14 protein-coding genes are annotated in these 13,043 nt (G+C 65.6%); 7 read left to right on the forward strand and 7 right to left on the reverse strand.

What is annotated here, in order from left to right:
• Nucleotides 1–130 precede the first annotated feature (130 nt).
• Nucleotides 131–1,429, reverse strand: coding sequence for a dicarboxylate/amino acid:cation symporter (locus tag LGN10_RS14400; RefSeq protein WP_059645106.1), 1,299 nt, complete (start codon nt 1,427–1,429; stop codon nt 131–133).
• 495 nt (nt 1,430–1,924) lie between these two features.
• Between LGN10_RS14400 and LGN10_RS14405 the strand changes: the two genes are divergently transcribed.
• The 7 genes from LGN10_RS14405 to LGN10_RS14435 all read left to right on the forward strand — a co-directional run bounded on the left by LGN10_RS14405 (nt 1,925) and on the right by LGN10_RS14435 (nt 7,118).
• Nucleotides 1,925–3,073: a glycosyltransferase gene (locus LGN10_RS14405; RefSeq protein WP_226224048.1), complete on the forward strand. Its 1,149-nt coding sequence runs from the start codon at nt 1,925–1,927 to the stop codon at nt 3,071–3,073.
• Between the two features lie 2 nt (nt 3,074–3,075).
• Nucleotides 3,076–3,228, forward strand: coding sequence for a hypothetical protein (locus LGN10_RS14410; protein WP_155634572.1), 153 nt, complete (start codon nt 3,076–3,078; stop codon nt 3,226–3,228).
• Nucleotides 3,229–3,251: 23 nt separating this feature from the next.
• Nucleotides 3,252–3,986, forward strand: coding sequence for a polysaccharide deacetylase family protein (locus LGN10_RS14415; RefSeq protein ID WP_226224050.1), 735 nt, complete (start codon nt 3,252–3,254; stop codon nt 3,984–3,986).
• Between the two features lie 378 nt (nt 3,987–4,364).
• Nucleotides 4,365–4,700, forward strand: a complete 336-nt coding sequence (locus LGN10_RS14420; protein ID WP_264163152.1) for an ectoine synthase — start codon at nt 4,365–4,367, stop codon at nt 4,698–4,700.
• 107 nt (nt 4,701–4,807) lie between these two features.
• Entirely contained in the window at nt 4,808–6,016 is a 1,209-nt protein-coding gene (locus LGN10_RS14425; RefSeq protein WP_226224052.1) for an MFS transporter, read from the forward strand.
• A 127-nt stretch (nt 6,017–6,143) separates the two neighbouring features.
• Entirely contained in the window at nt 6,144–6,761 is a 618-nt protein-coding gene (locus LGN10_RS14430) for a LysE family translocator (RefSeq protein ID WP_059581272.1), read from the forward strand.
• A 108-nt stretch (nt 6,762–6,869) separates the two neighbouring features.
• Nucleotides 6,870–7,118 carry a hypothetical protein gene (locus tag LGN10_RS14435; RefSeq protein WP_060317524.1) on the forward strand — a complete coding sequence of 83 codons (249 nt, stop codon included), beginning with the start codon at nt 6,870–6,872 and terminating at the stop codon, nt 7,116–7,118.
• A gap of 130 nt (nt 7,119–7,248) precedes the next feature.
• Here LGN10_RS14435 and LGN10_RS14440 read toward each other — a convergent pair whose 3' ends face one another.
• The 6 genes from LGN10_RS14440 to LGN10_RS14465 form a co-directional block, all read right to left on the reverse strand.
• Entirely contained in the window at nt 7,249–8,607 is a 1,359-nt protein-coding gene (locus tag LGN10_RS14440; protein WP_060968130.1) for an MFS transporter, read from the reverse strand.
• A gap of 222 nt (nt 8,608–8,829) precedes the next feature.
• Nucleotides 8,830–9,216: a 4-carboxymuconolactone decarboxylase gene (gene pcaC, locus LGN10_RS14445; RefSeq protein ID WP_059581279.1), complete on the reverse strand. Its 387-nt coding sequence runs from the start codon at nt 9,214–9,216 to the stop codon at nt 8,830–8,832.
• 9 nt (nt 9,217–9,225) lie between these two features.
• Entirely contained in the window at nt 9,226–10,011 is a 786-nt protein-coding gene (pcaD, locus tag LGN10_RS14450) for a 3-oxoadipate enol-lactonase (protein WP_226224053.1), read from the reverse strand.
• The gene (locus tag LGN10_RS14455) at nt 10,011–11,384 is read right to left on the reverse strand and encodes a 3-carboxy-cis,cis-muconate cycloisomerase (protein ID WP_226224054.1); all 1,374 of its coding nucleotides are present in this window, start codon (nt 11,382–11,384) and stop codon (nt 10,011–10,013) included. Before LGN10_RS14455 ends, pcaD begins: the two co-directional genes overlap by 1 nt.
• Nucleotides 11,385–11,472: 88 nt before the next feature.
• Entirely contained in the window at nt 11,473–12,129 is a 657-nt protein-coding gene (locus LGN10_RS14460; protein WP_226224055.1) for a 3-oxoacid CoA-transferase subunit B, read from the reverse strand.
• Nucleotides 12,130–12,198: 69 nt separating this feature from the next.
• Nucleotides 12,199–12,915: a 3-oxoacid CoA-transferase subunit A gene (locus tag LGN10_RS14465; protein WP_034205770.1), complete on the reverse strand. Its 717-nt coding sequence runs from the start codon at nt 12,913–12,915 to the stop codon at nt 12,199–12,201.
• Between the last annotated feature and the right edge of the window lie 128 nt (nt 12,916–13,043).

The raw sequence follows: 13,043 nt of genomic DNA on the forward strand, positions 1-13,043 counted from the left end.
GCAGTATCGGGAAAAATCCGCTGTCCCAAAACGAAAACGCCGGCCTGAATCCGTGTCGAATCCAGGCCGGCGAATATTCATTTGCTGCGGGTCAGGCAATGCAGCGTTTGCGCCACCGCATTGCCGTGCGTCAAGCGGACGTTTCCCTCACCTTCACCTCGGCGACGCGCGCGCCGTCCGGATCGTCGCCATCGCGCGGCGCGTCGAGCTGCCCTTCCCATTTCGCGACCACGGCCGCGGCGATCGAGTTGCCGACGGCGTTGGTGGCCGAGCGCCCCATGTCGAGGAACATGTCGACGCCCATGATCAGCAGCAAGCCGGCTTCGGGCAGGTTGAACTGATTGAGCGTCGCCGCGATCACGACGAGCGACGCGCGCGGCACGCCGGCCATCCCCTTCGACGTCACCATCAGCATCAGCAGCATCGTGATCTGCGTGCCGAGCGGCAGATGGATGCCGTACACCTGCGCGATGAACAGCACCGCGAACGTGCAGTACATCATCGAGCCGTCGAGGTTGAACGAATAGCCGATCGGCAGCACGAAGCTCGAGATCTTGCGGTTCACGCCGAAGCGGTCGAGCGCGTCCAGCAGCTTCGGATACGCGGCCTCGGAGCTGGCCGTCGCGAACGACAGCAGGAACGGCTCGCGGATCAGCCGGAGCAGCGTGAACGCGCGCTTGCCGAGGAACGTCACGCCGGCGAGCGTCAGCACGGCCCACAGCAGCGCGAGCGCCAGATAGAAGCTCGCCATGAACTTCGCGAACGTGAGCAGGATGCCGAGCCCTTCGGTCGTGATCGTCGACGCGAGCGCCGCGAACACCGCAACGGGCGCGAACCACATCACCGTGCCCGTTACCTTCAGCATCACCTGCGCGAGATCGTCGATCACGGCGGTCAGGCGCTTGCCCGCTTCGCCGAGCGCGGACAGCGCGGAGCCGAAGAAGATCGAGAACACGACGATCTGCAGGATTTCGTTGTTCGCCATCGCCTCGGCAATCGACTTCGGCACCAGGTGCACGACGAAATCCTTCAGCGTGAACGCCCCCGTCTTCAGGTTGAGTGCCGCATCGGATGCCGGAAGCGGCAGGCTCAGGTGGCTGCCCGGCTGCAGGATCGTCGCGGTCAGCAGGCCGAGCAGCAGCGACGTGAACGACGCGATGAAGAACCAGCCGAACGCCTTGACGCCCACGCGGCCCACCGCGCTGCCGTCGCCCATCTGCGCGATGCCGACGGTCAGCGTCGCGAACACCAGCGGCGCGATGATCATCTTGATCAGGCGCAGGAACACATCGGACAGCAACGACACGTACCCGGCGACCTCCTTCGCCATCTTCGGGTCGGGAAACGCGCTATGGCAGGCGTAACCCACGGCGATACCCAGCATCATCGCGACGACGATGTACCTGGTGATGTTGTGCTTCTTCTTCATTAGTAATCCAAATCACAAAGCGTATGTTGCTAACGGCTGGCACAGCTTCCGCGTCCGGCTGCGAATCGAAACCCACGTCTCACTGGGTGCGACCTCCCCGCCATCGGCGCTCGCCATGGCGGACAGGGGGGGGCATTCTAACGCAAATGGCTCGCCGGCTTTCAAATCTGAAAGCGGCACGGGTTGATCCGCGTCCTGAACCCGCCGGGAAAGGGACGCCTGCCACGCCCGGCCCGCCGGAAATCGTCACGCGGGCAGCGACATGATCGAGCGATCGCGACACATTCTCACAAACCTGCGCAGACCTCGACACTACGGTACGTAAACGGTCTGTAATATTTGGAAATGATTCGCGTCGACATCGTGCATCGACGTCAACGCGCAATTCCGAGCCGGAAATGCGGCACCGCGTTCGCGCCATGGCTTCCATCAGGCCGAGTTATTCATTTCGTCAGTATTCCTTGAAATGAAGGATCGGGAAAAAGCGGCATCGTGATGAACATTCTTTACACCAACTTCCACGGCGACTATGGCGGCGGACAGGACACCTACGTCCGCGATCTCGCCGTCGCGATGAGCCGTCATCACCGCGTAACCGTCGCGTCGCCGGAAGGCAGCCGCTTGTCGCGACTGCTGAAGGACACTCCCGACGTGGCCATCTTCGACATGGAATTCAAGCCGCGCTGGAACCGGCTGTGCCGGGAGATTCTCCGGCTGCGCGAGCGGATCGCCGCCGAGCGCTTCGATGTCATCCATGTGAACGGGTCCGCCGATCACCGGCAGGTCATGCTCGCGCTGCTCGGTTGCCGATATCGGCCCGCGGTCGTGCTGACCAAGCACAACACCTATCGCGCCGACAGCTTCGGCAACCTGCTGCGCGCCCGGCTGGCCACTGACCACACGATCGCGGTCAGCGACTACGTCGCGAGCATGCTCGCGCTGCGCTCGCCGTACGGCAACGTCACGGTCGTCAAGCACGGCGTGCGCCGGCCGGCCGCCGAACGACTGGCGGCCGACGAGATCCGCCGCCGCAAGATCGCGCTGTTCGGCGCGGCCGGCGCGGATGCGATCGTGCTGGGCAGCAGCGCCGGCACCGCGCCAGAAAAAGGCTGGATGGACCTGATCGCCGCACTCGGCCGCCTGCCCGAAACCGAACGCGAGCGGTTTCGCGTGCTGCTGGTCGGCGCGGAGCCATCCGGCGAACAGCGCGAGCAGCTCGCGCGGCACGGCATGGCGTCGCGTACCGCATTCACCGGGCGACTCGACGATGTGCGGGCGCCGTTCTCGATCATCGACGTGTCGTTCGTGCTGTCGTATCACGAGAGCCTGTCGTATGCGTGCCGCGAAGCGATGTCGCTCGGCTGCCCCGCGATCGTGACGCGCGTGGGCGGGCTGCCCGAGAACGTCGAGCCGGGCGTGGACGGCTGGGTCGTCCCGCCACGCGAGCCCGCCGCGATCGAAGCGATCCTGCGCACGATCGCGGAGGATCCGGGCCGCGTCCGCGCGATGGGACGCAGCGCGCGGCTGAAAGGCAAGCGAGAGTTCTCGTTCGACGCGTTCGTCGACGCGACCTTGTCCGTTTATCAGCAATCGGTTCGACACAACTCCTCCCGCTGGGTGACCTCGTTGAGATCCGCGAAATGACAATGAATATCTGGAAGAAGTACCGGGACCGGCGCCACAAGGAATCGTCGGCCTACCGGAAAGCCGAGCCGATCATCGCGAAGTGGGCCGCGCATGCCGATTTCGCCGAGATTGGCGACTTCAAGACCCTGCGGATTTTCCGCAAGGCCGCATAACCCCACTTTCCTGCGATCCACCGATGCTTGCGCGCACCCCACGCTATCCGATCCTGATGTATCACCAGATCCGCCCGCTCCCGCCGCCGACCGACCGACTGCGCAGCCTGAGCGTCGCGCCCGACGCGTTCCGCCGCCAGATGACCTTGTTCAGTCGGCTCGGCTACCGCGGGTTGAGCGTGCGCGAACTGCAGCCGTACCTGCGCGGCGAACGGCAGGGCAAGGTCTTCGGCATCTCGTTCGACGACGGCTTTCACAACGTGCTGACGCATGCGATGCCCGTGCTCGACGCGCTCGGGTTCACCGCGACCTGCTATTTCGTCGCCGGCCGGTTCGGCGGCGCGAACGACTGGGATGCCGGTGCGCCGACTGCGCGCTCGCCGCTGATGACGTGCGCGGACATGCTCACGTGGCGCGATCACGGCCATGAAATCGGCTCGCATACGCTCGATCATGTGGCCCTCTCGTACGCGCCGTCACATGTATCGGCGTTTCAGTTGACCGAATCGAAGCGGCAGCTCGAAATGCTGAGCGGCCAATGCGTCGAATCGTTCTGCTATCCGTACGGCGATCTCGACGCGCGCGTGCGCGACCAGGTCATCGCCGCCGGTTACGGCAATGCGACGACGACCCGGCGCGGATGCGCCGGTGCGACCGACGATTCGTTTCTGTTGCCGCGGATTCCGGTCGCGGGTGGGGTGGGGGCTGCGAGGCTGTGGTTCAAGTGTGTGAAGGGACGGGTTGCGGCGGGCGGGTAACCCTCGCCGTCAGATCGACGCGGTGAGCAGGAACGAGAGCCGGCCAGCGCGAATCGTCCTGTCGACCACAAGCCACGCAGCCCACAGAAAATGTAGATAAACTACAACACACTTATTCAGTTCCGCCCTCAACACGCTCAAGTCAGATTTGGATAAGCACCCGAAATTCCCCCCATATTCCGTCCTTGACCAGCCTGGCCGTCCGCGGTTAACGTTGAAAAACTACATGATCTAGCGGGCCATCCAGTTACGGATACTGGCTTGCTTCTTCGTGGGTTCGCTTCCGCTGAGAGCAGGACAATAATTTCTTACACACAGGAAAGGAATGCTGTTTGTCGGAAACCTGAGAGATGTCGAGAAAGACGGACTGCTTGTCGAATGGGGTCCGGCACAAGTCGTCGCTTGTTGACGGAAAAGGACGGCATGGGCTACGGCGTGTGCCATACGGTGGTGCGTGCGGGGACGGAATCGCTGCTGCAATGCCGCAACCATCTCGAAGCCTGTTATTGCATTGCGGGCGAAGGTGAGGTCGAGGACATGAACGGCAACGTCTTTCCGATCCGCCCGGGCATCGTCTACGTGCTCGATCAACACGACCAGCATTATCTGCGCGGCGGCAATGACGGGGATCTGGTGCTTGTCAGCGTCTTCAATCCCCCGCTCAAGGGACACGAACGGCATAACCTTGAGTCTGCAGAAGCATCCGAGTACTGAGGCCCGATACGCTCATTCCGGGAGGCCCCGGGGTAGCAGCCCTCCCGGCAACGTCCGCGGGAGCGCGCATGCATCGCGTGCTCCGCGCAAAAGAAAGGTGACCGTTCGTGCGTGCCCAGCATCAAGCCTTTTTTCATTCGCTTTTCCTTGCCCGCCTCGCCGACCAGATTCTGTTGTTTCTCGTGCCGCTGGTCATCTTCCAGATGACAGGACGCGTGTCCTGGTCGGGCATCGCGTTTTCGCTCGAAACACTGCCGAGATACCTGTGCTTCCCGTTTCTCGGCGCGCTTTGCGACCGGTATTCGCCCACGAAGCTGATGCGCGTCAGTCAGGTTCTCCGCGCGGCGGTATGCGTCGCGGGCGTCGCCGCCTACGACCTCGTCGGCGGCATCGGATGGCTGATCGCGCTGTCCGCGTTGTGCGGCATGCTGACGAGTCAGGGCATCGTTGCGCGCGAGGTGATGCTGCCGCAGATATTCAGCAGCCATCGCTTCGAAAAAGTGCTGTCGTATTCGCAATTGGCCGATCAGCTTGGCCTGGTGCTTGGCCCCATGCTCGCGGCGATTCTGCTGTCCTGGTGGCGCTGGGAATTCGTCGTGGCGGCCGCGGCCGTGCTGTTCGTCACAGCCGACGTCGCGCTCGCCTATTGGCAAAAGGCCAGCGCGTTCGAATTCGCGATGCCGGAAGGTTCGCACGGCACCTGGTTCAAGCCGATCAAGGCGGCCTTGTCTCACGTCGTCCATCTGCCGGGCCTCAAGTCCGTCATCATGCTGGCTGCCGCGGAGAACCTCGTGATCGGCGTCACGCTCGCGACATCCGCTGCGATGGTCACCGGCTTTCATCACGAAAGCGGACGCTATTACGCAGGACTGCAAACGGCAGGCGCGTGCGTGACGATCGCGATTCTGCTGATGACGGCGAGGTTGCATGTTCCGCGGCGCGTCCTCGGCCTCGTCGGCTTCGGTTCGATCTGTGTCGGCGGCGTGATCGCGGCAGCCAGCCCGGGAATTGCGGGGTACGTTTTCGGCTTCCTGCTGATCGTCGGGTTCGACAAGATGTTCAACGTGTACATCCGCAGCACGCGGCAGAAGATCATCCCCGCGCGTGACTACGGCAAGACGACGGGCGTCGTCATCCTCCTCAACAACATGACACAGCCGCTCGCGGGCGTCGCGGTAGGCGTGTTCTCGACGCGTTTCGGACCAGACACGGTGATCATGGTGCTGTCCGTGTGCATGGGTTGCCTCGGGTTGCTGGTCTCGCTCGCGCCCCGCGTTCGAAAAGACCACATCTTTTCTGAGAGCCCACACAAATAAACGGGCGCCTACCAAACTTCACCCCCTCCCCGTACCGGCATTCGTCAATCCAACTGTACCGGTACTGTACAGAAAACCGTCGCTACACTGACTCCATCCCAGCCTAGAACCGAATGGAGAATCCGCGATGGAATTCCTCACCCTCAGCGCGCTGCCCGCCGGCATGCTGTTCGCGCTCGTCACGTCGATCACGCCCGGCCCGAACAACACGATGTTGCTCGCCTCCGGCGTCAACTTCGGTTTCCGCCGCACGATGCCGCACCTGTTCGGCATCAGCATCGGCGTCGCGATCCTGATGCTCTGCGTCGGTTTCGGTCTCGGCGAAGCGTTCCGTCGCGTGCCGGTCCTGTACACCGTCCTCGAAGCCGCGAGCGTCGCCTATCTGCTGTACCTCGCATGGCGCATCGGCACGTCGGGAGAAGTAAAGGCACACGGCGCCAAGCCGCGGCCGATGACGTTCATCGAAGCCGCCGCGTTCCAGTGGGTCAACCCGAAGGCGTGGATGATGGTGCTGACCGCCGCGACGACGGTCCGCCTGTCCGCCGACTACGGGATGAACGCCGCGTGGATGTCCGTCGTGTTCATCCTGATCGGCTTCCCGTGCATCTGCCTGTGGGCCGCGTTCGGCCAGGGTCTGCGCCGCTTCCTGTCGAATCCCCGCGCGCTGCGCGTCTTCAACGTGACGATGGCCGTGCTGCTGATCCTGTCGCTGTATCCGCTCGTCGCCCATCTGTTGCCGCAGTAAGCGCTCACAAGCGCCCGTTGAGCTTCACGTGAGGCAGGCGTACCCTTTCGATACGGGCGCGTGCAACCGCTTCGGCGGTTGCGCCGCTGCTCTGTATGGAGATTGCCGATGAAGCCAATGCTGAGAGCGGGCGAGCACATCGAAGGCATGCACTGGATCGCCGAGTATCATCCGCTCACGCACGATATCCGCGTGCTGCGCGAGAACATCGAAGTCGGCACTTACTGCGCGCCGCCGACGCTGTTCGGCGACGAGGAGGAAATGGGCGCCGCGAACCACGACGATCATCGCCGCCGTGAAGCCGCGTTGCGCGCGTATCTGCGCACCTTCGTCAAGGAACACGACGCGGAAGAGTAACGGTGCGCCGGCCGGAATGTCGACGGGCCGCGAAGGCGGCCTGGTCTGCTGTCGTGCGTCGGTCGATCTGCTTGCAACTGCCCCGAATCCATCATCACTGGGCCGGCACAACGTACCGGCCCCCGGTCGCTCAATGCCCGAGCGACTCGATCTTGCCTGCCGGCTGCGCCACGCCATGCGGCCGCGCCATCTGCTTGATCAGCAGCGCGACACACGCGAGCACGCCCGCGACGGCGATCGTCGCGAACACGCCCGCGAACGAGAAATGCCGACGCGTCAGCTCGGCGACGAGGAACGACCCCGCGATCCCGCCAAAGCGGCCGACGCCGAGCATCCACGCGACGCCCGTGCCGCGCCCTTCGGTCGGATAGAACGCGGCGGCCAGCGCCGGCATCGACGATTGCGCGGTGTTCATCAGCACGCCGGCCACGAACACCACCAGCACCAGCAACCCGACGTTGCCGGCCGCCTGCCCGATCGCATACACGCTCACCGCCGTCAGCGCGTAGCACACGGCGATCACGCGGTTTGCGTTGAAGCGGTCCATCAGCACGCCGCACAGCACGGCACCCACGCCGCCGAGCGGGAACAGCGCCGAGATCAGCGTCGCGCTCTTCGGCGTCAGGCCGGCATCCTTCAGCAGGATCGGCATCCAGTTGATCGACGCGTAGAAGATCACGAGGCCCATGAAGTACGCGAGCCACAGCATCACCGAGCCGACGATGTACGAGCGCGACAACACGACGCCGAGGCCCTTGCCGCCGGTCTGCGGCGCGGCTTCGGTCAGCGCGAACGAGCCGGCGTTCAGCGCGTCGCGCGAGATGCGGGCGAGCGTGGCGCGGATCTTGTCGATGCCCTGGCCGCTCGCGACCATGAAGCGCACCGATTCCGGCATCTTCAGCAGCAACAGCACGCCGAGCAGCAGCGGCGTCACGCCGCCGAGCACCAGCACGCTGCGCCAGCCGAAATGCGGAATCATCCACGCGGCGAGGAAACCGCCGAACGCGGCGCCGAGCGGAAAGCCGCAGAACATCAGGTTGATCACGGTCGCGCGGCGCTTGTCCGGGCAGAATTCGCCCATCATCGTGACCGCGTTCGGCATCGCGGCGCCGAGCCCGACGCCGGTGATGAAGCGCAGGATGGTCAGGTGTCCGATCGTGTTCGAGAACGCGGACATCAGGCATGCGACGCCGAACAGGAACACCGAGCCGAGCAGCAGCGAGCGGCGGCCGAGCCGGTCGGACAGCGGGCCCGACACGAGCGCGCCGCACGCCAGGCCGAACAGCGCGGCGCTCAACACGGGCGCGAGATCGGGCTTGGTGAGGTTCCATTCGCCGAGCAGCGACGGTGCGATGAAGCCGATCGCGGCCGTATCGAAGCCGTCGAGCAGCACGATCACGAAACACATGAGGAATACGAGCCATTGAAAGCCGCCGAACGGCTGCTCGTTGATGAAGGTCTGGACATCGACCACGGGTGTGCGGTTCATCGCTTGTCTCCTTGTCGGCCGGTGTGGGCGCGTCAGCGCTCGAACCGGTCGCATCCAACATTGATATATATGCAACAAGCGCGGCCTCGTGGCCGCGCCTTTCCTTCGTTCACGCGCCGATTCGCTGCCGGTGCGCTCGTTGAGCGTCACGGCTCGCCAGCATCAGCGGCCATGCGATCGGATCGCCGCCGGCACTCGGCCGGCCGTCTTGCGCGGCCCCGCCTAGGCGGCCCCATCCTGTTCTTTAAAGATCTTGTCCGCGAGATGGAACGCGGAATTCGCGGCCGGCACGCCACAATAGATCGCGGTCTGCAGCAGCACTTCCTTGATCTCGTCGCGCGTCACGCCGTTGTTGCGCGCGGCGCGCAGGTGCAGCGCCAGTTCCTCGCCGCGGTTCAGCGCGACCATCATCGCGATGGTCAGCAGGCTGCGCGTATGGCGCGGCAGCCCGTCGCGGGTCCAGATCTCGCCCCAGGCGTAGCGCGTGATCAGGTTCTGGAATTCCTCCGTCACCTCCGTGCGGTTCTCGAGCGAGCGGTCGACGTGCGCATCGCCGAGCACCGCGCGGCGCACCTTCATCCCTGCTTCATAACGTTGCTGGTCGTCCATCGCAGAGCCTCACGCAGTCAGGAATTCGACGAGCGCACGGTTGAAACCGTCCGTGCACTCGATGTTCGAAATGTGCGCGGCGTCGAATTCGACGTGCCGCGCGCCGGGAATCGCGGCAGCCAGCGCGCGGCCCTGGTCGGGCGGCGTCGACATGTCCTTGTCGCCGGTCACGACGAGCACCGGCAGCGCGATGCCCTTCACTTCCTCGCGCAGGTCGGCCGCGTTCAGCGCGTCGCAGTTCGCCGCATAGCCGTCCTTGTCGGTATGCACGAAGGTGTCGCGGATCGCGTCGAACAGGCGCGGCTCGCGCTCGACGAATGCGTCGGTGAACCAGCGCGGCAGCACGGCGCCGGCGAGCGCGGCCATCCCTTCGGCGCGCGCCTTCTGCGCACGCGGCACCCACACTTCCGGCGAGCCGATCTTGGCCGAGGTATTCGACAGCACCGCGCGCACGATGCGCGACGGGTAGCGCGCGGCGAGCGCGGCGCCCGTCAGCCCGCCCATCGAGATCCCGCAGAAATGCGCGCGTTCGATGCCGACATGGTCGAGCAGGCCGATCACGTCGCCCGCCAGTTGGTCGATCGTGTACGAGCCGGCCGGCGCGTCGGAATGGCCGTGGCCGCGCGTGTCGTAGCGCAGGATGTTGAAGTGCTGCGTGAGCGGGCGGATCTGCGGCGCCCACATCTGCAGATCGGCGCCGAGCGAATTCGAGAAGACGAGCCACGGCGCGTCGTCGCGCGCGGCACGGTCGATCCGGTAATGCAGTTTCACGCCGTTGACAGTGGCGAAAGGCATCAATGTTCTCCTGGTTGTTTCGCGCCCGCGTGCAGCGCGAGCACGGCATCGACGTAGGCCTGCGCCTCGCCGACGTAATGTGCGGGATCGAGCAGCCGCGCGAGCGCGTCGCGCGACAGGTGGGCCGATACGGTTGCGTCGCCCGCGAGCACGTCGAACAGCGTCGCGCCGGTGCGCACGGCTTCCTTCGACGCATGTTCGACGACGTGGTGCGCATCGAGCCGGCCGATCTTGTCGCCGAGCGCGAGCATCACCGCTTCGCCGAGAATCAGCCCGTGCGTGAGGTCGAGGTTCGCGGCGAGGCGTTCGGTGTTGACGTCGAGGCCCGCGACGATCTGCGCGACCTGCGCGAGCGCGCCGCCCGTCAGGCGGGCGAGATCGGGCAACGCGTCCCATTCGGCCTGCCAGCCGCCGAGCGCGCGCTCGTGCTCCTGCACCATCCCCGCGAACACGGTCGCAACGAGGTTCGGCGCACGCACGGCAGCCGTCAGCACGGCCGCGCAGCCGACCGGGTTGCGCTTGTGCGGCATCGTCGACGAGCCGCCCTTGCCCGCGGCCGCCGGTTCGCCGAGCTCGCCCACTTCGGTCTGCATCTGCAGCGACACGTCGCGCGCGATCTTGCCGAGCGTGCCGGTCAGCATGCCGAAGCACGCCGCGGCTTCCGCGATGCGGTCGCGCTGCGTATGCCACGGCACGGCCGGCAGCGCGAGATTCAGGTCGGACGCGAGCGCGGCGCTCACGCCGGCCGCATGCTCGCGCAGGCTCGCGAGCGTGCCGGCCGCGCCGCCGAACTGCAGCACGAGCAAACGCTCGCGCAACTCGGCGAAACGCGTGCGATGGCGCAGCAGCGCGTCGAGCCACTGCGCGAATTTGAGGCCGAGCGTGATCGGCAGCGCCTGCTGCAGCCACGTGCGGCCGATCATCGGCGTCGCGCGATGCGTGCGCGCGAGCGCCGCGAGCGACGCACAGGCTTCGTCGAGCATCGGCTCGAGCACGTCCAGCGTGTCGCGCAACTGCAGCACGGTCGCGGTATCGATGATGTCCTGGCTGGTCGCGCCCCAGTGCACGAACTTCGCGGCCTCGGGGTCGTCGGCCTTCACTTGCGCGGTGAGCTGCTTGACGAGCGGAATCGCGAGATTGCCGCCGAGCGCCGCGCCGTGCGCGAGCGCATCGGCGTCGAGCCGGCCGGCGTCGCACGCGCGTTCGATCGGCGCGACCGCGGTGGCGGGAATCACCTGCTGCGCCGCGAGCGCACGCGCGAGCGCGGCCTCGACGTCGAGCATCCGCTGGATCGTCGCGCGGGGCGACCAGATCCGGTTGAGCGGCTCGGTGCCGCAGATCAGGGAGGTCAGGCGGGCGCTGTCTTCGAGCATGGCATCAAGATGGGGAAACGGCGTGCGCCTATTGTCTACCCAAGCGCGCCGGCGTGCGCTCGAATGCGCGCACCGGCACGCTTGCCGTTCAGGCGGCGGCCTTCTGCGTCGCGTCGATCAGCGGCACGCCGGTCAGCTTCTGCAGCTCGTCGAACGACAGGTCGGTGAAGATCTCGCTCACCGCGAGGCCGTCGGCCGTCACGTCGAGCACGGCCAGATCCGTATAGATGCGGCTCACGCATTGCACGCCGGTGACGGGATACGAGCACTGCGCGACGATCTTGCTCTCGCCCTGCTTCGTCAGGCGCTCCATCATCACGAACACCTGCTTCGCGCCGATCGCGAGGTCCATCGCGCCGCCGACGGCCGGAATCGCGTCGGGCGCGCCCGTATGCCAGTTCGCGAGGTCGCCGCTCGCCGACACCTGGAACGCGCCGAGCACGCAGTAGTCGAGATGGCCGCCGCGCATCATCGCGAACGAATCCGAGTGGTGGAAATACGCGCCGCCAGTGAGCAGCGTCACGTGCTGCTTGCCGGCGTTGATCAGTTCGTCGTCTTCCTCGCCGGGCGCGGGCGCCGGGCCCATGCCGAGCAAGCCGTTCTCGCTGTGCAGGAAGATCTCCTTGCTCGGGTCGAGGTGGTTCGCCACCAGCGTCGGCACGCCGATGCCGAGGTTCACGTACGCGCCTTCGGGGATGTCCTGGGCGACGCGCTTGGCCATTTCATCGCGGGTCAGTCGTTTCATGTCGGTTTCCTGTCGACCGGAGTTGGCGCTTCAGCGCTTACTCCGGTCCCATACAAAGTTCCAGGCGGGTCAGGCGGCTTGCGATGCAGCGTGTTCGGCGGCCAGCTCGGCCGCGTGCGCGGCCTGCGGCACCTCGACGACGCGCTGGACGAAAATGCCCGGCGTCACGATGTGTTCCGGGTTCAGCGCGCCGAGCGGCACGACTTCCGACACCTGGACGATCGCGACCTTCGCGGCGCTGGCCATGATCGGCCCGAAATTGCGCGCGGTCTTGCGATAGACGAGATTGCCCCAGCGGTCGCCCTTGTACGCTTTCACCAGCGCGAAATCGGCGTGAATCGGCGTCTCGAATACATACGGCTTGCCGTCGATCACGCGCGTTTCCTTGCCTTCCGCGAGCTTGGTGCCGTAGCCCGTCGGCGTGAAGAAACCGCCGATGCCGGCGCCCGCCGCGCGGATGCGCTCGGCGAGGTTGCCTTGCGGCACGAGTTCCAGCTCGATCTCGCCCGCGCGGTACAGCGCGTCGAACACCTGCGAGTCGCTCTGGCGCGGGAATGAACAGATGATCTTGCGCACCTTTTTCGCCTTCAGCAGCGCCGCGAGGCCCGTCTCGCCATTGCCCGCGTTGTTGTTGACGATCGTCAGGTCGCGCGCGCCCTGTTCGATCAGCGCGTCGATCAGCTCCGACGGCATGCCGGCCGTGCCGAAACCGCCGATCATGATTGTCGCGCCATCGTGGACGTCGGCGACCGCCGACTGAAGCGATTCGAAAATCTTGTTGACCATGTCTCTTCCTGATGCGAACCCGCGGCTCGTGCGCGGCCTGTCGAGGGGACACGCGCGTGCCGCGTGCCGCGCCGGAGGCCTTCGTCGACCCTCGGCATTTGTTCGCTAATCGAACCCAGATTCGATTA

Origin of the sequence: Burkholderia sp. AU32262, from assembly GCF_020419985.1 — a bacterium.
GTDB lineage: Bacteria > Pseudomonadota > Gammaproteobacteria > Burkholderiales > Burkholderiaceae > Burkholderia > Burkholderia semiarida.

What these genes read in the sequence shown, in the direction of transcription:
- LGN10_RS14400 (WP_059645106.1), bottom strand. Translation starts at nt 1,429, where the DNA reads ATGAAGAAGAAGCACAACATCACCAGGTACATCGTCGTCGCGATGATG.
- LGN10_RS14405 (WP_226224048.1), top strand. Translation starts at nt 1,925, where the DNA reads ATGAACATTCTTTACACCAACTTCCACGGCGACTATGGCGGCGGACAG.
- LGN10_RS14410 (WP_155634572.1), top strand. Translation starts at nt 3,076, where the DNA reads ATGAATATCTGGAAGAAGTACCGGGACCGGCGCCACAAGGAATCGTCG.
- LGN10_RS14415 (WP_226224050.1), top strand. Translation starts at nt 3,252, where the DNA reads ATGCTTGCGCGCACCCCACGCTATCCGATCCTGATGTATCACCAGATC.
- LGN10_RS14420 (WP_264163152.1), top strand. Translation starts at nt 4,365, where the DNA reads ATGGGGTCCGGCACAAGTCGTCGCTTGTTGACGGAAAAGGACGGCATG.
- LGN10_RS14430 (WP_059581272.1), top strand. Translation starts at nt 6,144, where the DNA reads ATGGAATTCCTCACCCTCAGCGCGCTGCCCGCCGGCATGCTGTTCGCG.
- LGN10_RS14435 (WP_060317524.1), top strand. Translation starts at nt 6,870, where the DNA reads ATGAAGCCAATGCTGAGAGCGGGCGAGCACATCGAAGGCATGCACTGG.
- LGN10_RS14440 (WP_060968130.1), bottom strand. Translation starts at nt 8,607, where the DNA reads ATGAACCGCACACCCGTGGTCGATGTCCAGACCTTCATCAACGAGCAG.
- pcaC (WP_059581279.1), bottom strand. Translation starts at nt 9,216, where the DNA reads ATGGACGACCAGCAACGTTATGAAGCAGGGATGAAGGTGCGCCGCGCG.
- pcaD (WP_226224053.1), bottom strand. Translation starts at nt 10,011, where the DNA reads ATGCCTTTCGCCACTGTCAACGGCGTGAAACTGCATTACCGGATCGAC.
- LGN10_RS14455 (WP_226224054.1), bottom strand. Translation starts at nt 11,384, where the DNA reads ATGCTCGAAGACAGCGCCCGCCTGACCTCCCTGATCTGCGGCACCGAG.
- LGN10_RS14460 (WP_226224055.1), bottom strand. Translation starts at nt 12,129, where the DNA reads ATGAAACGACTGACCCGCGATGAAATGGCCAAGCGCGTCGCCCAGGAC.
- LGN10_RS14465 (WP_034205770.1), bottom strand. Translation starts at nt 12,915, where the DNA reads ATGGTCAACAAGATTTTCGAATCGCTTCAGTCGGCGGTCGCCGACGTC.